Consider the following 25,282-nt stretch of genomic DNA (forward strand, 5'->3'; position numbering starts at 1 on the left):
CTGAGCAGAAATTTAATAATAGCTTTAACCGGTCCAATTTTCTCGGTCTAAACTTCGGAGTTGTATGGCTTCAGCGAGGTGTTCATTGCTGATTTCAAGGCAATCGGCTAAGTCGGCGATTGTTCGGGCGACTTTCAGAATACGGTCGTAAGCTCGGGCGGAAAGATTTAATCTTTCCATTGCTCTTTTAAGCAACTTTCTTCCAGTTTCATCAATAATGCAGATTTCCTGGATGTTTCGAGCTCTCATTTGTGCGTTATTGTGAATATTTGGATATTTTTTGAAACGTTGTTCCTGGATTTTTCGGGCTTGGATCACTCGGTTTCTGACCGCTTCACTTCTCTCAGAAGATTTCTTTTCGGTCAATTCATTAAACTCTACAGGGGTAACCTCAATATGGATATCGATTCTATCCAACAGCGGACCTGAAATTTTACTGATATATTTTTGAACGTTATGGGTTCCGCAGAAACAGGTGCGCATGGGGTGATTGTAAAAACCACAGGGACAAGGATTCATTGCGGCAATCAACATAAAGCTTGCAGGATAATCTACGGTAAATCGGGATCTTGAAATCGTAATAGACCGTGATTCTAAGGGTTGGCGCATCACTTCCAATACTGACCTTTTAAACTCCGGGAGCTCATCCAGGAAAAGCACACCATTATGAGCGAGCGATATTTCTCCTGGTTGGGGATAATTTCCACCGCCTACGAGGGCAACATCAGAAATAGTATGGTGTGGAGATCGGAAGGGTCGGATGGTTAATAGCGAAGTTGAGTTGGGGAGTTTTCCGGATACGGAGTGTATTTTTGTGGTTTCCAAAGACTCATCAATGGTCAATGGGGGGAGGATGGTTGGCAATCTTTTGGCGAGCATTGTTTTTCCGGAACCTGGAGGGCCAATAAGGATTAAATTATGTCCTCCCGCGGCAGCTATTTCCAAGGCTCTTTTAATATTTTCCTGACCTTTTACATCTGCAAAATCTAAGTCGTAACTATTCAGCAGCTGTTCAAAACGTTCGTTGATATTGACCTTGCTGGATTGAATTACCTTGCTGCCATTGATGAATTGCAGAGCATCACTCATGGTAGTTATTCCAATTACCTCGATTCCTGCAACAATGGCGGCCTCCTCCGCATTTTCCGTAGGAAGAATTATTCCTTTAAAGCCGTCTTTTTTGGCTTGCAGGGCAATGGGTAGGACTCCTTTGATGGGTTGGACTTTGCCATCAAGGGACAGCTCGCCTAATATGATATATTTATTTAAGGAAACCGTTGGAATTTGGTGAGATGCTGCCAAAATCCCTATTGCGATAGCTAGATCATAAGATGAGCCTTCTTTTCGAATATCAGCGGGGGCTAAGTTGATAATTATTTTTTGGCGTGGCATGGAATAACCGTTGGCCAAAATGGCGCTTTCTATTCGCTGCAGACTTTCTTTGACGGCATTATCGGGAAGTCCAACTATAAAATAATGCAATCCTCCAGTTACATTAACTTCTACCGTGATGCTAGTTGCGTTAATACCAAATACGGCACTGCAATATGTTTTTACTAACATTTATGCTAAAAATTGTTTCTTTAAAAATAAATAAATTTATTTAGAAATGAGCGCTATGACTCTTTATTATCTGTGCTGGTTAAAAACATTAACCCTACCATAAATAGAAAACTTGACATACTTGACATGACAATATTTTCTTGGTTTGTGAAATTGAAAAAGTTTAGGAAGAACAGATCCGGAAATGGAGAATGTCATCTAAGCGATAATGGGTTTAAATTTGTAGGATAAAACTTCGTTTATGGGTTAATAATGCAGATTCTTAATGAAAGAAATTGTGGAATATCCTTCGAAATTCTTAACTTTTACTGAATTACAATAAGATGTTTGTAGATTGAAGTTGACGGTATTGGGTAATTTTTTAATAAATAAAACGATTCGGTCTATTTTTTGTTATAATAGTAATATTAGAAATTGGTTTAACAACATAATTGCAAAATAAATATGAAGGATAACGGTAAAATTGTAACAGCGCTGTTGGCTGGACTAGCCGCAGGTGCAGTTTTGGGAATTATTTTCGCGCCAGAGAAAGGGAGCGAAACGAGAGAGAAGTTGAATGAATCATTAGCTGATTTGACGGATGCGATCAAGGAGCGTGCTGAGGAGCAATTCGATCAGTTGAGTGATTTTAAAGATAAAATCGTTGCGGCGGTAAAGTCTAAAATAGGCAGAGCAGAAGATGCGATCGATGAGGAAATCGAGGAGCATGCATAGTGCATTAGCCAAACCTTAGATTATTAAAAATTTTTAAATAATAGTTCCAAGACTATCGCTAGGTAGTCTTGGGATCTATGATATGGAATTACGTGCATGGAAGAACAAAAATTTTCATTTTCTGAAGTATTCGATAAATCTAAAGAATACATAGAGACACAAATAGAATTGGCAAAGTTGAAGGCGTTATCACGATCTTCAAGGATTGCCGGGTCATTGATTGTGGATGGTAGTAAGGTTTTATTATCCTTACTGATTGTGTTTTTTATATCTCTGGCCTTAGGCTTTTATTTAGGGGAGTTATTAGGGAGTTATTCTCTAGGATTTTTGGCTACTGGGGGGATCTTTTTTGTGATACTGCTCTTGATTAGAGTATTTGAACCTCGTTTGGAGGCGAAATTCATGAACATGACGATAAAGCGAATTATGTCAAAATGGGACGCTGACGATCATGATATTGAGGTTGAGGAAATCAAAGAGGAAGTCCGTGATGCGGAAGAAAGAGTTGAGGAAGAGTTAAAAGAAGAAAAAGAACGAGTTTAATCAGGATATGAGAACAAAGGTTACAAATTTTGATGAATTGACAGCGGAGATTGCTCGCCTTAAAATCCAAAAGAAAGAGCAAGAAGCATTTCTGTTGAATCAATATGATTTACTGAAACATAAGGTTGAAGCCCCTGCGCGTATTGCCAATATGATTTTTAACCGTGTTCCGGGCGTATCCACTATAAAAGGATTGGTTTCGGGTATCGGTCAGGTTACGAATAAGAATAATAAGGCTGATTGGTTGACAAAAGCCCTTCAATTGGGACTTCCATTGGTTTTAAACCGTACTTTGTTGAAAAATGCGGGTTGGTTGAAGAAAGGATTAGTTCTTTTTGGATCCGAAACAGTTGCGAGTCAGGTTAATCAAAGTAAGGTTACGGCCGTAATTGACAAGTTGACTTCTTTTATTAAGCCTAAAAAGAAGAAAAAGAAAAAGGTCGCTGAAGTAGAAGCCGTTGTAGAAGGCACTCCGATTCCACCGAATCATCCACCGATGATCACGGCAGAGGAAAGTGTTCAGGATAATATGTACGGTATTCCAAAAGACAGCGAGGCCTATTAGGATTCATTTCCAAGCTATGGGTTATTATTCTTGATTTTTGCTCAAGAAATCTTCATAAGCAAGTTTTATCCCATCTTTAAGGGAGGTTTTTGCTTTCCAGCCCAAGCTATGTAATTTGCTTACATCCATTAATTTTCTTGGCGTGCCATCAGGTTTGCTGCTATCGAATTCTAATTCGCCCTGGAAACCTACGACCTCTTTGATCAATTCCGCCAAATCACGGATACTAATATCTTCCCCTACACCAATGTTGACAAATTGGAGGTCATTGTAATTTTCCATTAAGAAGACGCAGGCATCTGCTAAATCATCTGCATACATAAATTCTCTCAAGGGATTTCCAGAGCCCCAAATATTCACTGTTGGGCTATAATTAATTTTTGCTTCGTGGAATTTTCGGATTAATGCAGGTAGCACATGTGAATTTTCGGGATGATAGTTATCATTAATTCCATAAAGGTTGGTTGGCATGACGGAAATATAATTATCGTCATATTGTAGCCTATAAGATTCGACCATTTTTATACCTGCAATTTTCGCGATTGCATAAGGTTCATTTGTTGGTTCAAGGGTACCTGTTAAAAGGTAATCTTCCTTCAATGGCTGTGGTGCCATTTTGGGGTAGATACAACTTGATCCCAAGAACATAAGTTTCTTAGCATCATTTTCATGAGCATAGTGGATAACATTATTTTGTATGGCGAGGTTTTCATAAATAAAATCTGCACGGTAGACGTTATTTGCCATAATTCCTCCGACTTTAGCAGCCGCCAGAAAAACATACTCAGGTTTCTCAGTTTCAAAAAATTCTTTAACAGCTTGTTGGTCACGTAAGTCCAACTCTTTTGAGGTTCTCACCACAATATTTTCGAATCCTTGTTCTTTTAATTTGCGGTAAATGGCCGATCCGACCATGCCTCTATGTCCTGCAACGTAAATTTTCGCTTGTTTTTCCACCTGATTGTATTATTTATACAAATATAAGGTTAATTTTGCGACTTAATTATCAGCTATGGGTAAGGATAAACTAAGAAAATTCGCGGAAGTATCGACTTTTAAAAACGTTGTTCAGTTAGATGCAGGGAAAGAATATAAAGGTAAATGGGGTCAGGAATTCTTCAAGAATGATAAACCATTGATCTTGGAGTTAGCTTGTGGAAAGGGTGAATACACTGTCAATTTAGCAAAGTTGTTTCCGGAGAAGAATTTTATTGGAATAGACTATAAGGGCAATAGAATATGGCGTGGAGCGAAGACGGCCTTGGAAGAAGGGATTGATAATGTTGGATTTTTGAGGATTCAGATTGAGACTATTTTGGATCATTTTGAGAAGGGCGAAGTTTCAGAAATCTGGATTACTTTTCCGGATCCACAACCTCAAGATAGCCGTGAGAAAAAACGCCTGACCAATCCGGTGTTTTTGGAAAGATATAAGGAGATTTTAGTGCCTCAGGGGATTATGCATCTGAAAACAGATAATGATGGATTTTTTGCCTATACCCTGGAGCAAATTGAATTGCAATCGCTACCTGTCTTAAAAGAGACCAAAGATCTTTATCATTCAGATTTAGTTGACGAAGTACTGTCTATCAAAACCTATTATGAGAAGAAGTACTTAGCAGAGGATAAGAATATTAATTATGTTCAGTGGAAATTCGCAAAATAATAGCGAATTAAGAAGGATTTCGTAAATTCATTTATTATGAAAAGAATTTACCTAATCTGCCTATTATTAAGTTATCAATTTGCCTCAGCACAGGATAATTTAAAATCCGACTTGCAAAAGATCTATACGGATGTAAACACTAATTCGGAAGCTTATGTGCGTTTGAAGTTTAGTACGGAGAATTTGGGGCATCGGCTTACCGGTTCCGAGCATGGAAAGAAAGCGGAAGAACATGTTTATAATCTTTTGAAGTCCTATGGCTACGAGGTAAAATATCAGCCATTTTCTGCACAAAGTTGGGCGAGGGAATCATTGAGCCTGACTTTGAATGATTCCAATGTTCCAACGGTTTCGTTGGCACATTCCCCAGTAAAAGTAGACCTGAAGGCTGAACTGCTGGATTTGGGAAATGGCTTGGAGACCGATTACCAAAAAATCGGCAATAAAATAAAGGGTAAGATTGCTCTTGTATATCTACATATTCTTCCCAATTCTGGGGAGAATCTAAAAAATCTACATCGTTCAGAAAAAACGGCCTTAGCGGAGAAATACGGCGCGAAAGGTATTGTATTTATCAATAGTGTAAAGGGAAATGTTCTTTTAACTGGTACGGCTTCCATCACTGGTAAATTAATAGATATTCCTGCCATTTGTATCGGTTTAGAAGATGGGATGAAATGGAAGGAAACCTTGGCGAAGGAGAAAGTGCTGGCAGCTATTAAAATGCGAAATAAAGCAGAAGAAGCCACTGCAAGGAATATAATTGTTTCCATTAAAGGGACAGAGATTCCAGAAGAAAAGATCGTAATTGGAGGGCATTTGGATAGCTGGGATTTAGCAACAGGTGCAATAGATAATGGTTTAGGCTCCTATGCGATTATAGACATGGCTAGAGTATTCAAGCAGCTAGATTTGAAGCCAAAGCGTTCCATTGATTTCGTGTTATTTATGGGTGAAGAGCAAGGGTTGCTAGGTTCAAAAGCGTATGTAGCAGATGCGATTCAAAATGGAACCTTGGGTCAGGTAAAATATATGTTGAACTTTGATATGACCAATGCGCCGACTGGGTTTTCCACGAGTAGAGAAGAGATGGTTCCATTGTTAGACTCCTTAGGAGCTATTTATGCGGAGGTTGATCAAGATTTTAAAAACAACAACAGTGCTGGTGCTGGATTGCATAGTGACCATCAGCCTTTTATGATGCAAGGAATCCCTACCGGATCGGGTTCGGGGGCTAAGCTACCAAATAATGCAGGCTTATATTATCATTCGGATAATGATGTTTTCAATTTGGTTGATAAAAAGGGTTTGGAACAAACTGTTCGGGTTGGGGCAGCTTATTTATATGCCTTGGCAAATGCCAAAGAAATTCCTGCTCAGCGTTTTTCGGACGATGAAATTGTAAAATTCCTGGAAGCAAAAGGACTTAAAGAGCCACTGATGATTTCAGGAGAATGGCGTTGGGGGAAATAATTATAACAATGAACCTCCAGCCTGGATAAAGGTGTTTTTCTTTTCCATAAAGGCACCTTTATCTATTGCTTTTGTAGCCTTGGAGATAATACTGGTTTTAAAGCCTTCAGAAATTGCATCCATAGCCGTAAAGAACACACAGAAATCTGCTGCCAGGCCACAAACATGAACCTCATCGATGTTTCTGGCTTTTAAGTACCCTGCCAATCCGGTGTCTTTTCTTTTGCCATTATCATAAAAAGCGCTATAACTATCGATTTTCGGATCCATCCCTTTTCGGAATATGGCTTCTACCCGATTGGTTTGGAGTTCTTCGGAAATTTGAGAACCATAAGATTCCTGAATACAATGGTCAGGCCAAAGGACCTGCTCCAATCCATCCAGATCGATTATTTCATAGGGTAATTTATTTTCATGTTGACTAGCAAAACTCAAGTGTCCTTGCGGGTGCCAATCTTGACTAGCCACTACGAGGTCATAATCCTTTTGGATATTGTTAATGATAGGGATAATCTCATCGCCTTTAGGAACCTCCAAAGATCCCCCCGGTAAAAAGTCATATTGAACATCTACAATTATTAATGCCTTCATAGTTCTAATGTAAGTAATTTTTAATCGACAGTGAGCATATAGCCTACACCACGGATATTGGTAATCTTAATTCGTTCGTCTTGCGAAAGGTATTTTCTGATCCTGCTGATGAATACATCCAGGCTACGGCCCGTAAAATAAGTGTCATTACTCCAATAGGTACGGATAATTTCATCTCGGGGAACGACCTTGTCTTTGTTTTCGATCAACCTTTTTAGAAGTTCGGATTCGCGGTAGGATAATTTTTCGATATTATCATCAATGCTCAAGGTGTTTTTAGCGGTGTCGAGGCTGTAATTGCCAAGGATGAATTTACTGGCAGACATGCTTTGTCCCATTTTCTTGGTTGCAGCTTCTATGCGGACAATAAGTTCTTCGATTTTAAAAGGTTTACGGATATAATCATTCGCACCTAATTTAAACCCTTTGACCACATCTTCGGTTTGAGTCATTGCCGTAAGAAAGATAATAGGAGTCATTAAATCCGTTTTACGGATTTCTTTAGCAGTAGTAAATCCATCCATAATGGGCATCATGACATCCAATATTATAATATCGGGTTTGTATTTGTTATGGAAAACCAATGCTTGTTGACCGTTAAGCACATGTCTTACTTCAAAGCCGTGCGCTTCCAAGCTGTCGGAAACAATCATTGCCAGGCTTTCCTCATCTTCTACATATAGTATGTTTGTCATTTCCCCTCTTTTGGTAATTCTATAACAAAAGTACTGCCAACCGCTTCTTCGCTGTTTAGTTCAATGGTTCCTTGGTGTTGTAGGACAATTTGCTTGACATAAGCGAGTCCCAAACCAAAACCTTTGACATTATGAATATTCCCGGAAGGAACTCGGAAGAAAAGGTCAAATATCCCTTTTTGATATGCTTTAGGGATTCCAATACCATTATCTTGAACGGACAATTTATAAGAATTTCCCAATTCTGAAAGATTAATTTGGATTTTCACCTCTTCACCGGCATATTTTATGGCATTATCCAGGAGATTGCTGATTACATTTTTGATATGGGCTTGATCCGCTAAGATCTGGAAAGAATTTCCAGAGGTGGTTTTTTGGATTTCAACTGATTTCTTTGCGAATAATTTTGCGTTTTCGGTGCATTCGTCTACCAATAGGTTTAAGTCAAACCAGGCCTTCTCAAGCAAGACGCCATTGGTTTCAGCGACATCAACCTGCAGTACTCTTTCAATCATATTGGAGAGGTGTTCCAATTCCTGTCTGGAGATTGCGAGATACCTATTCATACGTTCCTTATCATCCTTAGCGCCAAATCGCTGAATCGATTCTACGGCAGCCATGACGGTGGATACAGGAGTTTTTAGTTCGTGAGTCATATTGTTGACAAAGGCTTTTCGCATTTTGGCGAGCTGATTTTGTTTCCGAATGGTCACCAACAAGGTCCAGAAGGTTCCGATTAGTGCGACGATTAGAATTAAGGAGAATAGTAATTGCCATCCAATTTGTTTCAGTAAGTGAATGGTTGGGTTAAAATAATCGGCTTCCAGATAGAGGTTATCACCCTGGTCAATAACGATAGGTCTTGATTTATTATCATTAAATCGTTGATGATAGAACTCTTTGTCTCTATTATCTTCATTAGGAAGGTTTACCAATTTCAATTCAAACGGAGAATACATCTCTTTTTCTCGCAAGGATTTTTCCAATCTAACCTGGAGGGAATCTAATGTTGCCTGATTCCAATTGATGGTACGCACCACATAGGATGAAATAAAATGGCGGGTCATTTTATTTTTAGTATTTGTGGAGTCGTTATTATTCTGTTTTTCGTTTCTGCGACCAAAATTTTGGCTATCAAAGATATTTTTGACGGTATCAACATTGATTTGAGGATATTTATCCTTTATCGCGGAAGACAATCGTTCAATGCGGTCTTTTCTTTGGATTTGATTTTCTTTCTGGATTTGTTCTTCATTTTCGTTATAAAAATCCTGAACAACATCAAATAGTTCATGTTCGGTCATTCCGAGATAGAACTGTTTATGCCCATAATAACTTCCCAATAGCCAAAAACCCAATACGACGATAATACCGGCGATGGTAAGGACAATGGAAGCGAGCAATATTTTATACTTTTTTAACATAATTAAAACAAATTTAAATTAGTAGATTTGCTCCGCATAAATATTAGTGTGCTTTTAACAAATTATAACACTGATTAACAAAGTGCTAATAAATTGTCGCATTTTTGGTAAATAATACGTTATTTGCTCAATAGGTTTATGCTGCATACGAAGATTTTCCATGGCAAGAGCGAAATTGAGGTCTGAGGAAGGTATGTTATTGACGTTTTAACATTTAATAACATTGAATAACCTCCATCAATTTATACTTTTGCTTGACTAATGAATTTATGATTAAATATTTACGAATTATTCTTTTTGCTACTCTTGGTGTAAGTGCTGCATTTTTTACAGTAAGTTGTGATAAGGATATGTCGATTTCCTTGGATAACGATAACCTTGATAATCTTATAGTAACTTCCGAGGATTCTATAGCTGCAGAGGTTAGCACCGTTCAGATGCCAAATATTCCTACTTCCGGTTCAGGTGTAGTGTTAGTTGGGAAGTTTACTCAAGCACCAGTTGGTAGCTTAGAATCGAGTTCTTATTTCCGTTTAAATCCTGCCGGCATCAGCAATGATATCCCGAGTGATGCAACGTTTGACTCCTTGAATCTTGTGATTCGTCAAAGTAGCAAAATGTTGAATTATGGTGATACCTCAAAAGTTCAAACGATTACTGCACACCGATTGACTCAATCATTAGAGCGTAAAACCATTGATAACTCAATTACAGGAAGACCATTACCATTTTATATTACTGGAGCAGCAATCTTTGGAAATCAAAAATTCAATTATTCAACTGCTGCATTAGGGGCGGTTAGTTTTGTTCCTAAAAAGAATAGAATGGACTCGCTATCTATTAAATTAGATAATGCATTAGGAAATGAATTCTTTACAAGAATAAAAACGAATCATTTTTCATTTACTTCAGCCAGTAATTTCGAAGAATACTTTAAAGGGATAAGCTTGGTTCCGGGTGCAACGAACACAGCTATGCTAGCTTTTTCTGACACTTTGCAGGTTCGAGTTAACTATAGTTATAAAGGAACAGATGGATTTAAGAAAAAAGGCATCAAAGTTCTTAGTTTGAGTGAGAAATCGCTTCAATTCAATAATATAGTGAACAATGTATCGGGAACTATTTTTGATGGGTTAAGTGCTACGAAGCCAATATCTAGCAAAAACACGAACGGTATCGCCTATATTCAAGGTGGATCAGGTGTTGCAACGGAGATAAAATTCCCTGGATTGCGTGAATTCTTACAGCAAGAAGGTCTCGCTGTCAATCAGGCAGAATTAGAAATTGAATTAGAGAGCAAACATGTGGGTGCATTTCCTGCGGCTCCAAATCCTATATTGATGATTAGTAATTCTGGTATTCCAAGGTCATATGTGATGACCCCGTTTTCTAATCAGCCTCAAACAGGTATTTACATTTTAGGGGACAATACGGGTAAAAAGGGTAGATACAGGTTTAATTTGATTGAGCATGTAAAAACCGTATTGAATTCCGAGACTAATGAGCAATCATTATTCTTATCTTTGCCACCGGCTCTATTACAGAGTTCGGGATTCACAACAGTCTTAGCGACTGAGAAGAATAAACCGAAAGTTAAATTATATATCGTATATACAAAATTTAAATAGTCTATGAATAAGAGAAATTGGCTTATCCTGCTTTTAATTGGAGCCTTCGCAATTACAACTTTTAACTCATGTAAGAAAGAGGAGACCACAGAAACGGATTCGGGCCCTACGGAATGGGAAAAATCAAGTGATTTTTCAGGTAAACCTAGAAATGGAGCTGCAACGTTTACCATTAATGATGTTGCATACGTTGTTGGTGGACAATTAAAGAATTTTGATTTATTAAGTGATTCTTATTCATTTGATGGAACATCATGGTCACAAAAAGCAGAGTTTACAGGAGATAAACGCCATGGAGCGGTTGGATTTTCTGTAGCAGGCAAAGGATATGTAGGATTGGGATATGATGGAGAAGAGTTGTTTAAGGATTTTTATCAATATGATCCAGCAGCAAATACTTGGAAGAAAGTTGCTGATTTTCCAGAAACGGCTAGCGGTCGTATTGGAGCAGTTGCTTTTACCATCGGTAATGCAGCGTACGTTGGATTAGGAAGAGATGATTTGGACGAATCATTTAATGATTTGTACAAATACGATCCTGCAACTGATAAATGGTCAAAAGTTGAGAAATCATTCCCATCGAAAACAAACTATGCGTTTGCATTTGTGATTAACAATGTAGCATATGTAGGTGGTGGAATTAAAGGAGCTACTTTAGTTACTGATTTCTATTCATTTGACGGTAAGGATTGGGTTCAGAAGAAAGCTTTAGATGCAGATAACAAAGATGTTAAAAGATATGCAGCTGGTGCATTTGCAGTTGGAAGTAATGGATATGTAGTTTCAGGTCGTTCTTCAGCAGGTATTGTATCTACAGTTTGGAAATACAATCCTTCAGAAAACGCTTGGTCAAACAATAGCCAAGCAATTGGATCACCACGTGAAAAAGCTGCAGCATTTGCAATCAAAGGTAAAGGCTATATCACTACAGGTAGTACAGGATCAACTTTCTTGGATGATACTTACGTATTCACTCCAGTAAGATAAAATATTATATACTGATAAAAAAGGGATGTTGAATAAACATCCCTTTTTTATTTATGGATATTCTATCGGATTGATCAGTAGGTACTTCATAGAAAAGAAGGCGCATAAAAAAGGGGTAATCTATTGATTACCCCTTTTTTTGTATCTTATTTAATCTATCTTAGATAAGACCTTTAGCAGTTAATAATTCTGCTACCTGAACAGCATTCGTTGCAGCACCTTTACGCAGGTTATCTGCTACTACCCATAAGTTTAAGGTTTTATCTTGGGTTTCATCTCTACGGATACGACCAACAAAAACTTCATCTCTTCCGTGTGCATCTTTAGGCATAGGATATTCCAGGTTTGCAGGGTTATCCACTACAACTACGCCTTCTTGAGCCGCTAAAGCAGCACGAACATCTGCCAAGTCAAATTCGTTTTCGAATTCGATATTTACTGATTCCGAGTGACCGCCGATTACGGGGATACGAACGGTAGTCGCAGTGACCTTGATTGAGTCATCACCCATAATCTTATTGGTTTCTTGAATCATTTTCATTTCTTCTTTTGTGTATCCGTTATCTTGGAAAACATCGATATGCGGGATTACATTTAAGTCGATTTGATAAGGATAAGCTTTTTCGCCTTCGATCCCTTTACGTTCGTTCATAAGCTGATCAACCGCTTTCACGCCAGTACCTGTTACAGACTGATAGGTAGAAACTACAACACGTTTGATTTTATATTTTTCATGCAGAGGTTTCATTACGACTACCATCTGAATGGTTGAACAATTCGGGTTAGCGATAATTTTATCGTCTGCAGTCAATACATCTCCATTTACTTCAGGGACTATCAATTTTTTAGTTGGGTCCATACGCCAAGCCGAGGAGTTATCGATTACCGTAATTCCAGCTTCCGCGAATAGCGGCGCAAATTCGGTTGAGGTACTTCCGCCAGCAGAGAAAAGGGCTACATCCGGTTTAAGAGCAATAGCTTCTGATGCAGTTACAACCTTATACTTCTTTCCCTTGAATTCGATCTCCTTACCCTTACTTCTTTCAGAAGCTACTGGAATCAATTCTGATACTGGGAAATTACGTTCCGCTAAAACTGTCAACATTTCTGACCCGACTAGACCAGTCGCGCCTACTACTGCAACTTTCATAAATAATATTTGCTTAAAATTTTAATTATTATTGATTTTATTAAGGTAACAAACATACTAAATAAACCTGAACAATTTTGATATATTTTCGCTTTTAATAATTGATTATCACTATGATGGAATAAAGTTCAACGAGAATCTAGTTTTTATGTGAATCGTTCAGTTAATCGAGGTTTTTATTGACAATGTTTCATTGAAAAATTGGTTTTGGCGACTTAAAAAATGGGAATACCTTTTGAATGTAAAAATTTAAATCATACGTTTGCGCAAAATGTTGGGAAACATCATATTCAGGCATTTAATTGGTAATTTCGCCATATTATTTTAGAGTTATTGAAATAACTAAATTTATAAAACTATCATTTCCATAATGAAAGAAGTCATTTTGATGATCGGAGCCAATGGTCAAATTGGTTCAGAGTTAGCCGCAGCATTGCGAATTAAGTTCGGAAACGAAAATGTTATTACCTCAGATATCAGAGCGCCGAAGGAAATTGCCGAAGGTGAGATTTTTGAGACACTAAATGTTCTGGATAAAGAAGCTATAAAAGCTTTGATAATAAAATATAAACCTACTCAAATTTATTTATTAGCAGCGATGTTATCGGCTACTGGGGAGCAATACCCACAGAAGGCCTGGGATTTGAATATGAATGGGTTATTGAATGTTTTGGATTTAGCAGTTGAATTAGGTGTTAAGAAAATCTTTTGGCCAAGCTCGATTGCTGTCTTTGGTCCGCATTCACCGAAGGTAGATACCCCACAATACTGTGTGATGGATCCGAATAGTATTTATGGAATCAGTAAATTAGCTGGTGAGCGTTTATGTGAGTATTACCATAACAAATATGGGTTGGATATCCGTAGTATCCGTTATCCGGGCATTATATCATGGCGTACAGAACCAGGAGGTGGTACGACAGACTATGCGGTTCATATCTTTTTTGAGGCAATTCGTCAAGGGAAGTATGAGTCGTTTTTAAGTTCGACGACCGAGTTACCGATGTTATATATGGATGATGCGGTTCGTGGGACGATTGAGTTAATGGATGCAGAATCAGAGGGTTTAAGTATTCGTTCGAGCTATAATCTTTCGGGAGTTAGTTTCACTCCAACAGAAATAGCTGAAGAAATTAAAAAAATTCTACCTAATTTTGAGATCTCCTATTCAGACAATGATCCGCGTCAAGCAATTGCTGATTCATGGCCAAAGAGCATCAATGATGATCAAGCAAGGGCAGATTGGGGTTGGAAACCAACATTTGATCTGGCAGGGATGGCACAAGACATGCTGGAGAATCTTAAAACAAAACTAAAATAAAATGGGTAGAGCTTTCGAATTCAGAAAAGAAAGAAAATTTAAACGCTGGGCCAAGATGGCCGTTCAATTTACGCGTCTTGGAAAGGAAATTGCAATCGCAGTAAAAGAAGGCGGTCCTCACCCGGAGAATAATTCCCGCTTACGGACTGCAATTCAAAATGCGAAGGCCGTAAATATGCCAAAAGATCGGGTTGAAGCGGCGATTAAAAGAGCCTCTGAGAAGGATTCAAAAGGTTACGAAGAGTTTGTCTATGAAGGATATGGTCCTCATGGAGTACCTGTATTAATAGAAACAGCTACAGATAATACCAATAGAACCGTTGCCAACGTAAGAAGTTATTTTACAAAAGCAGGTGGTTCATTAGGAAAAACAGGTTCCTTGGATTTTATTTTCCAAAGAAAATCCGTATTTCGTTTTCCAGCAGCCGAGGAATTGGATGTTGAAGAACTGGAATTGGAGTTAATTGATGGCGGATTAGAAGAACTATATGTAGAGGCTGATGAAGAAGGAAACGATATTGTCGTTGTACAGACTTCTTTTGAAGATTTCGGAAATATGCAACGTTTATTGGAGGAAAAAGGGATAGAAGTATCATCTGCCAAAACGGAACGTATTGCCCTTTCACATACTAATCTTACAGAAGAACAAGCTGCGGATGTCCTGAAATTAATTGATAGGATTGAAGAGGATGATGATGTACAGGCAGTTTATCATAATATGGATTAATCCATAAGATTATATTAAGAATTTAAAAGAGGGCATGCCCTCTTTTTTGTTTTGGATTCATACTGATTCCTTAAAAAATTGTTGCTACGGCTTTTTTAGGTCTAAATGTATACATTTGTATATGCTATCATTCACGGAATTTTTTACGAAAAAGAAAATTGATATCAAAGCTTTACAACAAGCAAAGCCTGATCTATATCATGAATTTGATAGGGATTATGCTTTAATGGGTGAAAAGAGTTTTGATCATAGCAAGAAATTTTGGTTTAATAGATTAAGGAAAGAATACTTACTTCAAGAGATTGAGATTTCAGAACCTAAGAAAGTGGAGGTCAAGGTTGCGGCGAACAGTACAGGCAGTGTTATTGAAGAATCAACTGTGAAGAAGCCAATGGGATTCCGTCCTAAGTTCAAATCAGCAACGGTAAAACCTGCTGAGGAGAAACCAGGTGAAGAAGCGAAAGAGCAAACAGAGAAGACAGAGTCTAAGCCGGTGACTGGATTTAAGCCACGTTTTAAGGCCAGTGCGCCTCCTGTGTCGAAAGATGCAACGAATACCACAGAAGATTCAACCAAGGCCGTAGAAGTAAAGGGAGAGGCAATGGAGGAAAAGGAAGCTCCAGCTAAACCCAAGGGGTTTACGCCGAGGTTTAAGGCTGCTAATCTACCTAAGAAAGTAGAACCTGAGAAAAAAGAAGAGGATATAAAAGATTCAAATACAGAATCGAAAACTGAAGAAGATAAATCGGAGGAGACAGCTTCAAAGCCCAAGGGATTTACGCCGAGATTTAAGGCGGGAAATCTTCCAAAGAAAGTAGAAGTGGAATCTTCAAGGGAGGAAGATGCTTCAAAGGCCAATCAAGAACTAGCAGGGGAATCGAAGGTTCCCGAAAGTAATGAGGAACCAAAATCTAAACCGACAGGCTTTAAACCTAGATTTAAAGCAGGTGTTACCAAGACAGATACTAATCAAGAGGAAAAGGAACCTGAAAACCCTAAAGGTCCATCTGAAGAGGCTGAACCTCAACAAACATCAAAACCTATTGGATTCAAGCCCCGCTTTGCGGCGAAGAAGTCTACTGATCAAAAGAATAAAGAGGATTAGAAAGATTTCGTGTAAAATCTGATTTATTTTATATTTTTAGATTCAAAATTGATAATAAATTATGTTAAAAGAAGAAAGACAAGCCTATATCATACATCAAATTAATATACACAACAAAGTTTTATCTTCGGATTTAAGTGTTCAGTTAAATGTTTCTGAGGATACCATTCGTCGGGATTTAAATGAGTTGGCAGAGAGTGGAAAAGTATTGAAGGTATATGGTGGGGCCTTATCGAAGTCTTTTCAATATCCCTTTCAGGAAGGAAATGTTTATGCTAAAGAGGCGAAGAAAGAGATTGCTTCGAAGGCTATTTCATTAATCCAGAGTGGGATGACCATTTTAGTGGGCGGTGGAACGAGTATGATTGAATTGGCACGATTGGTTCCAAAGGATGTTCAATGTACTTTCTTTACAATTAGCCCATTGGTTGCCTTGGAATTGGCCGAGAAAGAAAATTTAGAGGTCTTTCTTTTAGGAGGGAAATTATCCAGAAACACCAATGTGGTATCGGGTTCACAAGTTATCAATGAGTTATCAGATATCAAGGTGGATTTATGTTTATTGGGGACGAACAGTTTATCGGTAGAAGAAGGAGTTACGGATTCAGATTGGGAAGTTGTTCAGATCAAAAAAGCCATGATCAAATGTTCTCAGAAATTAGGGGTTTTGAGTATAGTGGAGAAATTGAACTCCAACCAGAAGCTAAGGGTGTGCCCATTAAAGGACATTACCTACCTTATTACAGATTTAAACCCTAAACATCCTAGTTTGGAGGAGTTTAGTAAGCAAATAAATATTATTTAATCAGATTTTCTTATTAAAAGTTTTTATACGGATGGCTCTTTCAACGAGCCATTTGTTGCTTTCAATAAATAGGTTATGCCAAATCAGGTTATAATTTATTCTACGATTGAAAAAAGTTCTTTTAGCATGCTTCAACAATTTGCTGATGCTGTAGCCTGCTAGTCCATTAAAAGGTTTTGCATAGTAATTGGCATGATGCTTTTTCCATTCTTCCACAGCTTTTTTATTGACATATTCTTCATAATCATGATTATTCAGTTTTGCTGATAATGGTCTTATGAAATCAAGGGATAATTTTTTGTCCTTTAATTCTACTGTTTGTTTTTTCTTTTCAACAATATGGAGGAAGTGCTGATTTAGATTTTTGTTTTCGAATTCAAGTTCAAGGACAGCGCCAATATTCCATTGCGGATGATTAGCATGATAGTCGAAATAGAAATTTCCCAGACTGTAAACAATTAATTTCTGGTTATATTCTTCAATCCCTTGTACAATATGCGGATGGTGGGCAATGATTACATCAGCGCCGAGATCAATCAATTCTTTATAGCGGTCTTTCCATTCGGGGATTGGCACATCGAGGAGTTCCACACCTGCATGGATCTGAACAATAAGGACATCAACTTGGCTTTTGTAGTTCTGAATATCCTGATTGACCCGTTTGGCGTTTACCCAAGCATGCCCCACTTTACGATCCCCATTCAATGCGCCATAACCATTCTCACCATAGGCCAAAAATCCATATTTGACATCATCAAAGATTCTGGTTTTAAGTTGATATGCTTGTTGTTCGCTTCCGACACCCAGGGTTTCTTGAACTGGGAATAGTTGCATTGTTTTAAGGAGCGCTTCTTCGCCAAAATCATTAATATGATTATTGGCCATTGCAAAGCAATTGAATCCAAGGTCCTGCACCCATTGAGCTGCAGATTGATTTTGCGCGAGATGGGGACCAGTTTTATGGATTGGACTTCCGATCCCTTTAATTGGGGCTTCGAAATTGCATGATTTAAGAATTGCGGAGTCGAATAATTCCTGCAAAGCTGGGGAAAATTGAGGTTGTTTTTCACAGACCACATCCCCAACGAAGATAAACTTATGCTTGGAGGCTGCTTGCATTTCTCTTTAATAATAAAGTTTCAATCGGTTTGATTGTAATATAAGCAAAATATGCTTCCAATAAATCGTTTTTTGCACCAAATAATTTCAAAACACCTTTCACTTTTGGAGTATGCATTAGGGTTTGAAAGATTTTTTCTTTCCTGCCAATATGCATTATCTTTTGATTGATCCAATTGAGATAATCAGTATTGAAACATTCCTTTAAGGTTTCCACATTCAATGGAATCAAGCTTTCATTTAATAAAGCGTAATAGTTTAAGGAGTTTTGATAGGTGTATTTATGTTTTTCCTCTTCAAATAGGAGGTTATTTTTTCTGAAGAAATCTCTTTGCCAAGTACGGTTTTCACGTCTATCTGCAGGTAGATTCAACATGGAAATAGCGAGGTCTTCATCCACGAATGGGGAATATCCAGGGTAGGCAATTTTTGCTGGAACTGAGATGAGATATTGAAGCATCATCATTTTAGTTCTCATAGCGGTGATAATCCGGTATTCGGGAGAGGATAAATATTCTTTTTGTCGGTCGTAAATTGGTTCGACAATTCCGCTATAATCCACGTTCATTGCTAATTTAGAGTCAGCGCTCATTCCATGCGTATATCCCAAGGTGCGGTAAGAAGCGGCACTGTCGATCATAGGTACCTTGACTGCACCGGCCCAAGCATCGCCTATAATTCCACTTAAAAGATGCAAGGGATTTCCTTGTTCTAGGTGTTTTATTTTATGGTAAAACTCCATATGGTAAGTTCCAGAGGCTGCGACTGCGGGGCCAAACTGTTCATACCATTGATCCATATAGACATTGAATTTTCCTAAGGAGATTCTTTTCCAATAGGTATTTAGTCTTTGAGATAATAAACCTGCATAGACTGCCTCCCTTGATTCATCCTGATTTAAGGAAGTTCCATAGGTATAGGCATGGATTCGGCTTTTATCATTAATTAATACATTCATTAATCGGGAGTCAAAACCGCCACTTGTAGGGATTAAAATATCATCTTGGAATCCATCAGCCCAGTCATTTACTGATTTACGCAGTTTTTCAATAACATCATCCTCATTTGACTTTTTGCCAAGTAATTGCAGAGTTTTGTCTTCGTGGTTCTTTACAACTAACTGATTGTTTTCAAGGGATAAAGACTGGTTGGGGAGCAAATATTGGACATTTTTTACTGGAGTATGTCCAAAGACGCTATATCCAAAATCTAAGTATGCTGCTAAGCCTTCTGGATCAATTTCCAGGTTGTTGTAATCAATGACCTCATTAATATCTTGGCTGTATTTTCCAGTAATTAAATTATAGAATACAGTTTGATAACCGACCCAATTTCCTTTTGCAACTTCCATTAAGATTATTTAGCTAATTTTTTCTTTAACATTCCTAATATTTCGAGCCAGATATCATTTTTTAAGACATGGCTAGCTCCTAAATAAATAATTACGAATATAAGGGTTTGTACGATGATGAGCGCCAAATCGTGCGTGATTAGGTTTATGTATAAGGGTAGGTAAGCGAAAAATGCTGCTACAATTGATACGAGAACTGTTGGCAAAAGGTCTTTAGCCTGCATCCAAATTTGGTATCCATAGACCTTTCCACTCATGATTGCTGCAATGATAAAGCAGATAACCCGTACAGTCAGTAATCCTACCGCAATCATTAGCAATCCATTTTGATAGGTCAAAAACAAAAATAGAATTGCCAGGGATACCTTGATAATCTCAAGTCTTAAAAAGAATTTTGAACTGCCTTTTATATTTAAGAAGTTGACATTGAGGTCGGTCAAGGAGGTGAAAATACTTGCTAAACACAAAATTTGAAATATGGGGATTGAAGGTATCCATTTATCTGTTAGGAAATAAATGAAGCCTGGTTTTGCTACACATATCGCCAAAAAACTAATAGGAATTAACGTGAATGCTAATGTAGACATGGTTTTCCGAGTTGCATTCAAAAATCTAGGGGCATCATCCTGTATAGGTGTAAGTGTAGAAAGGGTAGTTCCTTGAATAATTGCAGTAATGGTAGTTCCGGGAGTTTCGCCCCATTTATTACCTTGAAAATAGATGCCGACATCATCTGAACTGTAATGTCGTCCTAAAAAAAATGAATAAAAAGGAGACAAGATTTTTCCTAACATATTGGAAAACATAAAGGAAATAGAAAAAGCAAAATGGTTCTTTAAAGATGCTGGGCTAAAGAAGAAATTCACTTTCCAATTTCCCCATATCCATAACATGAGGGTTCTGAAAAAGGTGTACAACAGAGGTTGTAAAATCAATGCCCATACGCCAAATCCCAATAAAGCTATTAAAATGACGAGAATTCCAGCAAATAGAATTGCCAACACATTGATTCTAGTTGTCAGTTTGAACTTAAATTGTTTTAATATTTTAACATACTGGACGATTCCAAAAGAATGGACGATAATTTGCAGGAATAGTACTCTGGCATATAATGCTAAACCGGGGACATTGTTGTATTGTTCGATATAAGGGGCGGAAAAGAATAAGATCAGATAAATAATCACACTTACCATTAAGTTAAAGGTAAACATGGTTGAATAATCTTTTTCCTCGACCACTTTTGTTCGGATTAAGGATGTGGCAAGACCGCTATCGACAAATGAAGTTGCGATTACTGAGAAAATCATCAGGACTGCGACTACACCGAAATCCTCAGTGGTTAAGATCCTGGCAGTAATGATACCGACAATGGTAACAATTGCTTGGTTGCCAAATCGATCTAAGGCATTCCAGAAAAGGCCTTGAATTGTGATATTCTTAGTGTTTTCGCTCATTTATCCGAATAATCAACAAATTTAGGAAAGATTATTGTACAGCATAAGAAAAAAGCATTATACTTAATGCATTACGAGATTTACTCATATATTTGATTTAGAATATTTTGATTTTCTGTTTCACATGCTAGCACCCATCGCATTATTTGTTTACAATAGACCCCAACATACCCGTAAGACATTAGCAGCTCTTGAGGCCAATACCTTGGCGGAAGAATCTGATATTTATATTTTTTCCGATGGTGCCAAGACCGCGCAGGACATTGAGTCGGTGAATCAGGTACGCTCGATTATCCGGGAACCCTGGAAGTTTAAGCATATATATATTATTGAGCGTTCTCAAAACAAGGGTTTAGCAAATAGCATCATAGAAGGTGTGAGTCAGGTTGTGCAGAAACATGGAAAGATCATAGTATTGGAGGATGATTTAGAGACTTCCACCTATGCGCTTCAATATTTCAATGATGCCTTGATTCAGTACGAGGATCAAGAAAAGGTCATGGAGATTTCAGGATATATGTATCCGGTTGAAAAGCCGAAGAAATTGCCACAGTCATTTTTCTTTAGGGTTGCGAACAGTTGGGGATGGGCAACCTGGGCGCGGGCGTGGAAGCATTTTAATCCAGACATTGAGGAGTTAACGAAAGATTTCACACGTAAGCAGCGGAAGGCATTTTCTGTGGATGGGTCGGAGAATTTTTGGAAACAGGTGCAGCAGTTCAAAGCCGGCAAGATTAATTCTTGGGCCATTCGATGGTATCTATCGGTATTCAATCAAGGCGGATTAGCCTTGTATCCACGATATTCCTTTATTCAAAATACAGGGACAGATGGTTCCGGAACACATTCTGATGTGGATCAGGTATATAGAGTGGAACTATCAAAAAAACCAGTACGCAAGTTTCCAGTTATCATTGAAGAGGATCCGCTAGCCTTTGAGGCTATAAAGCATTTCTATAAGAACCGTAAGGGGACTTTTTTCGAAAGGCTAGCCAAGTATCTTGAGAAAAAGATGTTGGAGCGGAAAATGCGTAAAATCTAATTTTCTTCCTGATTTTTAAAAAATAGTGTTCTTTTGGTTTTTGCCACCAAGGCATAACCTTTTTGTAGCATAAGCTGAAATACCTCAGATTGGTTCAGTTCAGCAATCGCCAATTCTTCTTCGACGAGAACGAATGTTGGTCTAAATTGTTGCCAATCATTACTGTTCAAAACTATCAGGTCGAACCCTTCGGCATCTACGGATAAGAAGTCTATTTTTTTTCCTTTCGGAACATATTTCTGTAAGACCTCTTTTAGAGGTAATGTAGGTACGGGAATTGTTTTTAATAGATGATATTTTGCATTTAAGCCATCTCTTTTTTCGGAGATTTCTTTGGAGAAACCATTAAGTGCAGGTTCATTGAAGCAGTAATAGGTCAATTCTTGGGGGCTTTCGCTGATACCAATATTAAGATTGACATCCTTTTTACGGAACCATTTGAACCATTTCATGGCTTCAGGGGAAGGTTCAATATTAATTCCACGCCAACCTTTTTTATAGAAATACATGGTATTTGAGAAACGATAGGGATGATGGGCACCAACGTCGATATAAAAACCTTTATAGTTTTTTCTGCCTTCATAGAAACCACGGAGGACCATGTCTTCCCCTTCCTGGGAGAAAGAACGGGCATGAAAGAACTTATGGATCGGAAAATAAGTTAAGATAGTTTTTTTAAGTTTTGACATTTGGCCTTAGATTTTTCAATCGTTAATATATTCAATTAAAGTACAATTATTTTTTTAGGTAATTAGGATCGGGAAAAAATTTAGGAGCTTTTAACATTTTGATTTAGGGATGATTGAAGTTTTGGGATGGTTTAAGAAAAATTTGTCCTGCGTATTTGATTTTCAATTACCTATTTTTACAATGTTAATTTATTATAATCATTTCCCATTAGCATGGCTTATCCAAAGGTTTCAATTATTACCATAGTTTTCAATAATGTCCGCGATATTGGTTTTACGTTGGCTTCGGTTGACAAGCAGACCTATCCGAACATTGAATATATCGTGATTGATGGAAAATCTACTGATGGTACGTTGGATGTTCTTTCAGAATACCGGGATACGATCAATGTGTTGGTTTCGGAGAAGGATAATGGGATTTACGATGCGATGAACAAGGGATTATCCTTGGCTACGGGGGATTACGTCCTATTTTTAAATTCTGGAGACGAGCTTTATGCTGCAAATACCTTAGAGAAGGTTTTTGGGAATGAGGATTATGCGGATATTTATTATGGTGAGACGAAACTCATCAATGAGGATCGGGAGGTGATTGGGGATAGACGGCATAAGACCCCTGAGCATTTTGATTGGCAATCGTTTAAGTATGGGATGAATGTTTGTCATCAAGCGATTTATATCAAGCGTAGTTTAACTACTCCCTATGATTTGCAATATAAATTGAGTTCAGACATAGATTGGGTTATTCGGGCTGCTCAAAAGGCGAATAAGGTAGTCAATGTTAAGGATTATGTCGCAAAGTATTTGGTTGGGGGGATGTCACAACAGCGACATAAGCAGAGTTTGAAGGAGCGATATGCTATTTTTAAGAAATATTATGGTTTTGTTCCCAACCTTATCAACCATGGTGTTATCGCGATGCGATTATTAGTTCATCGATTGAGGCATGGCAAAACAAGAGACTAATTTTTTGAATCCCAATTTATTGGTTGAATTGGCCAATAGTCGGATGCCATTTGGGAAATATCAAGGCTATTTATTGATGTACTTGCCGGAGCCCTATTTGGCTTGGTTCAAGCAAAAGGGGTTTCCTCCTGGGAAAATAGGGGTTTTACTGGAGACATTATATGAAATAAAGCTGAATGGGTTGGAGTATTTATTGACTCCATTAATCAAAAAGTGATGAATATCAATTTTTGATCATTCAATTTTTTTATCTTTGCATCATTATTTAAAACATTAAACGCCGTTTGCAGCGGTATCAATGAATATATGGCACAATATCAAACATTGCTGTACTATTGTTACAGCCCTATCGAGAATGCGGAAAAATTCGCAGAAGATCATTTAGAATTTTGTAAATCACTTGGGTTATTAGGTCGGATTATCGTTGCGGACGAGGGGCTTAATGGTACTGTTTCGGGGACTCCAGAGTCCTGTGCGGCCTATATGGAGCATATTCATTCAGATCCGAGATTTTCGAAGACCGAATTTAAGATTGACGATGTGGAAGAAGTTTCATTTATCAAGATGCATTGTCGTTACAAGGAGGAGATTGTACATTCAGGCTTACGTAATCCTGCGGAGATCAATCCTAATAAACAGACTGGAATTCATTTGGAGCCAAAAGATTTCTTGGCGATGAAAGATCAGGAAGATGTGGTTGTTTTGGATGTTCGTTCGAATTATGAACATAATGTAGGTCGATTTAAGAATGCAATTACCTTAGATATTGAAAACTTCAGGGAGTTTCCTGAAAAAGTTAAGGAGCTTGAGCATTTAAAAGGCAAGAAGATATTAACCTATTGTACCGGTGGTATTAAATGTGAGAAAGCCTCCGCTTTATTGTTGAAGGAAGGATTTGAGGATGTTTACCAATTACATGGCGGAATTATCAAATACGGCAAGGAAGCTGGAGGAGAGGATTTTGAAGGCGAATGTTATGTCTTTGATAATCGAGTAACCGTTCCTGTCAATTCGGTTAATCCATCTGTTGTTTCGACCTGTAAAAACTGTGGTAAGATTACTTCGAAGATGATAAACTGTGCAAACCCTGTTTGTAATGAGCATTTCACGCAGTGTGATGAATGTGGGTGGGAATTAGAAGGTTGTTGTTCATCAGCATGTCAGACACATCCACGGAAACGTGAATATGATGGTACAGGTTATTATGTTAAGGTTCCGCAGCCAGTTAATGAGGAAAAAATCTCTAAGCGAAAACACAAGAAATTGGTTAAAAATTAAAAGTTTATTAAAAATATTGGAAAAATCCATTTATCTTTCAATAGGTAAATGGATTTTTTGTTTAAACCCTAATTATTAAAGAAAATGGATAGTCAGAAAGTAGACATGTTTTTAATGTCGAACAATAAGTTTTTTGAATCATATCAATTAATGGAGATTAAGGATTTACTGAGCAGAGCGGATGACAGTAAATTCACTAATGTTCAGATTCAACAGTATAAAGATCCTACTACCGTATTAATTGTTTCCATATTAGCAGGTTCGTTTGGGATTGATCGTTTTATGATTGGAGATACCGGCTTAGGTATTGCTAAATTATTGACCTGTGGGGGTTTGGGTATTTGGACCATCATCGATTGGTTTATGATCATGGGGGCGACTAAAACGAAGAACTTTGAGAAGCTGGTAACTTCATTAAGTTATTAA

26 protein-coding genes are annotated in these 25,282 nt (G+C 37.8%); 16 read left to right on the top strand and 10 right to left on the bottom strand.

What is annotated here, in order from left to right; all coding sequences use genetic code 11:
• Window positions 1-24: 24 nt before the first annotated feature.
• On the bottom strand, window positions 25-1,563 hold the full coding sequence (locus tag ACF3OC_RS00990) for a YifB family Mg chelatase-like AAA ATPase (protein WP_094281001.1): 1,539 nt from the start codon (window positions 1,561-1,563) through the stop codon (window positions 25-27).
• A gap of 444 nt (window positions 1,564-2,007) precedes the next feature.
• Between ACF3OC_RS00990 and ACF3OC_RS00995 the strand changes: the two genes are divergently transcribed.
• The 3 genes from ACF3OC_RS00995 to ACF3OC_RS01005 all read left to right on the top strand — a co-directional run bounded on the left by ACF3OC_RS00995 (window position 2,008) and on the right by ACF3OC_RS01005 (window position 3,385).
• Window positions 2,008-2,277, top strand: a complete 270-nt coding sequence (locus ACF3OC_RS00995) for a YtxH domain-containing protein (protein ID WP_094257621.1) — start codon at window positions 2,008-2,010, stop codon at window positions 2,275-2,277.
• 96 nt (window positions 2,278-2,373) lie between these two features.
• The gene (locus ACF3OC_RS01000) at window positions 2,374-2,820 is read left to right on the top strand and encodes a hypothetical protein (RefSeq protein WP_179221484.1); all 447 of its coding nucleotides are present in this window, start codon (window positions 2,374-2,376) and stop codon (window positions 2,818-2,820) included.
• A gap of 7 nt (window positions 2,821-2,827) precedes the next feature.
• Window positions 2,828-3,385 carry a hypothetical protein gene (locus ACF3OC_RS01005; protein WP_094257622.1) on the top strand — a complete coding sequence of 186 codons (558 nt, stop codon included), beginning with the start codon at window positions 2,828-2,830 and terminating at the stop codon, window positions 3,383-3,385.
• 24 nt (window positions 3,386-3,409) lie between these two features.
• Here the strand turns inward: ACF3OC_RS01005 and ACF3OC_RS01010 are convergent, their stop codons facing one another.
• On the bottom strand, window positions 3,410-4,342 hold the full coding sequence (locus tag ACF3OC_RS01010; RefSeq protein ID WP_094281003.1) for a GDP-L-fucose synthase: 933 nt from the start codon (window positions 4,340-4,342) through the stop codon (window positions 3,410-3,412).
• A gap of 55 nt (window positions 4,343-4,397) precedes the next feature.
• On the opposite strand from ACF3OC_RS01010, the gene trmB reads away from it, so the two are divergent.
• Window positions 4,398-5,051 carry a tRNA (guanosine(46)-N7)-methyltransferase TrmB gene (gene trmB, locus ACF3OC_RS01015; protein WP_094281004.1) on the top strand — a complete coding sequence of 218 codons (654 nt, stop codon included), beginning with the start codon at window positions 4,398-4,400 and terminating at the stop codon, window positions 5,049-5,051.
• Window positions 5,052-5,087: 36 nt separating this feature from the next.
• Complete coding sequence (locus ACF3OC_RS01020; RefSeq protein ID WP_094281005.1) at window positions 5,088-6,524, top strand: M28 family peptidase; 1,437 nt, start codon at window positions 5,088-5,090, stop codon at window positions 6,522-6,524.
• On the opposite strand, the gene pncA is transcribed toward ACF3OC_RS01020, so the two are convergent.
• The 3 genes from pncA to ACF3OC_RS01035 are packed head-to-tail and all read right to left on the bottom strand — an operon-like array spanning window position 6,525 to window position 9,234.
• Window positions 6,525-7,115: a bifunctional nicotinamidase/pyrazinamidase gene (gene pncA, locus ACF3OC_RS01025; protein WP_094281006.1), complete on the bottom strand. Its 591-nt coding sequence runs from the start codon at window positions 7,113-7,115 to the stop codon at window positions 6,525-6,527. It lies immediately after the preceding gene.
• 20 nt (window positions 7,116-7,135) lie between these two features.
• Window positions 7,136-7,810 carry a response regulator transcription factor gene (locus ACF3OC_RS01030; RefSeq protein WP_094281007.1) on the bottom strand — a complete coding sequence of 225 codons (675 nt, stop codon included), beginning with the start codon at window positions 7,808-7,810 and terminating at the stop codon, window positions 7,136-7,138.
• Window positions 7,807-9,234 carry a cell wall metabolism sensor histidine kinase WalK gene (locus tag ACF3OC_RS01035; protein ID WP_094281008.1) on the bottom strand — a complete coding sequence of 476 codons (1,428 nt, stop codon included), beginning with the start codon at window positions 9,232-9,234 and terminating at the stop codon, window positions 7,807-7,809. Before ACF3OC_RS01035 ends, ACF3OC_RS01030 begins: the two co-directional genes overlap by 4 nt.
• 269 nt (window positions 9,235-9,503) lie before the next feature.
• Between ACF3OC_RS01035 and ACF3OC_RS01040 the strand changes: the two genes are divergently transcribed.
• Window positions 9,504-10,862 carry a DUF4270 family protein gene (locus ACF3OC_RS01040; RefSeq protein WP_094281009.1) on the top strand — a complete coding sequence of 453 codons (1,359 nt, stop codon included), beginning with the start codon at window positions 9,504-9,506 and terminating at the stop codon, window positions 10,860-10,862.
• Between the two features lie 3 nt (window positions 10,863-10,865).
• Entirely contained in the window at window positions 10,866-11,849 is a 984-nt protein-coding gene (locus ACF3OC_RS01045) for a kelch repeat-containing protein (RefSeq protein ID WP_094257630.1), read from the top strand.
• Window positions 11,850-12,009: 160 nt separating this feature from the next.
• On the opposite strand, the gene ACF3OC_RS01050 is transcribed toward ACF3OC_RS01045, so the two are convergent.
• Complete coding sequence (locus ACF3OC_RS01050; protein WP_094257631.1) at window positions 12,010-12,999, bottom strand: aspartate-semialdehyde dehydrogenase; 990 nt, start codon at window positions 12,997-12,999, stop codon at window positions 12,010-12,012.
• A gap of 370 nt (window positions 13,000-13,369) precedes the next feature.
• Here ACF3OC_RS01050 and ACF3OC_RS01055 point away from each other — a divergent pair, with 370 nt between their 5' ends.
• The 4 genes from ACF3OC_RS01055 to ACF3OC_RS01070 all read left to right on the top strand — a co-directional run bounded on the left by ACF3OC_RS01055 (window position 13,370) and on the right by ACF3OC_RS01070 (window position 16,957).
• On the top strand, window positions 13,370-14,320 hold the full coding sequence (locus ACF3OC_RS01055) for an NAD-dependent epimerase/dehydratase family protein (RefSeq protein ID WP_094257632.1): 951 nt from the start codon (window positions 13,370-13,372) through the stop codon (window positions 14,318-14,320).
• A gap of 1 nt (window position 14,321) precedes the next feature.
• On the top strand, window positions 14,322-15,047 hold the full coding sequence (locus tag ACF3OC_RS01060; protein ID WP_094257633.1) for a YebC/PmpR family DNA-binding transcriptional regulator: 726 nt from the start codon (window positions 14,322-14,324) through the stop codon (window positions 15,045-15,047).
• Window positions 15,048-15,168: 121 nt separating this feature from the next.
• Window positions 15,169-16,152 (top strand): hypothetical protein, encoded by a 984-nt coding sequence (locus ACF3OC_RS01065; RefSeq protein WP_094281010.1) that lies wholly within the window; start codon window positions 15,169-15,171, stop codon window positions 16,150-16,152.
• Between the two features lie 61 nt (window positions 16,153-16,213).
• The gene (locus tag ACF3OC_RS01070; protein WP_094257635.1) at window positions 16,214-16,957 is read left to right on the top strand and encodes a DeoR/GlpR family DNA-binding transcription regulator; all 744 of its coding nucleotides are present in this window, start codon (window positions 16,214-16,216) and stop codon (window positions 16,955-16,957) included.
• On the opposite strand, the gene ACF3OC_RS01075 is transcribed toward ACF3OC_RS01070, so the two are convergent.
• Genes ACF3OC_RS01075 through ACF3OC_RS01085 form a run of 3 tightly spaced genes read right to left on the bottom strand, consistent with a single transcriptional unit; the run spans window position 16,958 to window position 20,881 of the window.
• Window positions 16,958-18,076 (bottom strand): CapA family protein, encoded by a 1,119-nt coding sequence (locus ACF3OC_RS01075; protein ID WP_094281011.1) that lies wholly within the window; start codon window positions 18,074-18,076, stop codon window positions 16,958-16,960.
• Window positions 18,054-19,427, bottom strand: a complete 1,374-nt coding sequence (locus tag ACF3OC_RS01080) for a hypothetical protein (protein WP_094281012.1) — start codon at window positions 19,425-19,427, stop codon at window positions 18,054-18,056. Before ACF3OC_RS01080 ends, ACF3OC_RS01075 begins: the two co-directional genes overlap by 23 nt.
• A 5-nt stretch (window positions 19,428-19,432) precedes the next feature.
• Window positions 19,433-20,881, bottom strand: coding sequence for a lipopolysaccharide biosynthesis protein (locus tag ACF3OC_RS01085; RefSeq protein ID WP_094281013.1), 1,449 nt, complete (start codon window positions 20,879-20,881; stop codon window positions 19,433-19,435).
• Between the two features lie 124 nt (window positions 20,882-21,005).
• Here ACF3OC_RS01085 and ACF3OC_RS01090 point away from each other — a divergent pair, with 124 nt between their 5' ends.
• Entirely contained in the window at window positions 21,006-21,923 is a 918-nt protein-coding gene (locus tag ACF3OC_RS01090) for a glycosyltransferase (protein ID WP_179221485.1), read from the top strand.
• Here ACF3OC_RS01090 and ACF3OC_RS01095 read toward each other — a convergent pair.
• Window positions 21,920-22,612: an FkbM family methyltransferase gene (locus tag ACF3OC_RS01095; protein ID WP_094281015.1), complete on the bottom strand. Its 693-nt coding sequence runs from the start codon at window positions 22,610-22,612 to the stop codon at window positions 21,920-21,922. The two genes, ACF3OC_RS01090 and ACF3OC_RS01095, sit on opposite strands and share 4 nt — an antisense overlap.
• A 213-nt stretch (window positions 22,613-22,825) precedes the next feature.
• Between ACF3OC_RS01095 and ACF3OC_RS01100 the strand changes: the two genes are divergently transcribed.
• From ACF3OC_RS01100 to ACF3OC_RS01115, 4 genes are all read left to right on the top strand, one after another.
• Entirely contained in the window at window positions 22,826-23,578 is a 753-nt protein-coding gene (locus ACF3OC_RS01100; RefSeq protein ID WP_094281016.1) for a glycosyltransferase family 2 protein, read from the top strand.
• Complete coding sequence (locus ACF3OC_RS01105; RefSeq protein ID WP_094257642.1) at window positions 23,559-23,795, top strand: DUF3820 family protein; 237 nt, start codon at window positions 23,559-23,561, stop codon at window positions 23,793-23,795. The genes ACF3OC_RS01100 and ACF3OC_RS01105 overlap by 20 nt, the downstream gene beginning before the upstream one ends.
• Before the next feature lie 89 nt (window positions 23,796-23,884).
• Window positions 23,885-24,856 carry a rhodanese-related sulfurtransferase gene (locus ACF3OC_RS01110; protein ID WP_094257643.1) on the top strand — a complete coding sequence of 324 codons (972 nt, stop codon included), beginning with the start codon at window positions 23,885-23,887 and terminating at the stop codon, window positions 24,854-24,856.
• Window positions 24,857-24,940: 84 nt separating this feature from the next.
• On the top strand, window positions 24,941-25,282 hold the full coding sequence (locus ACF3OC_RS01115) for a TM2 domain-containing protein (protein WP_094257644.1): 342 nt from the start codon (window positions 24,941-24,943) through the stop codon (window positions 25,280-25,282).

The sequence above is a fragment of the Sphingobacterium cellulitidis genome (assembly GCF_043187465.1).
GTDB classification, from domain to species: Bacteria; Bacteroidota; Bacteroidia; order Sphingobacteriales; family Sphingobacteriaceae; genus Sphingobacterium; species Sphingobacterium cellulitidis.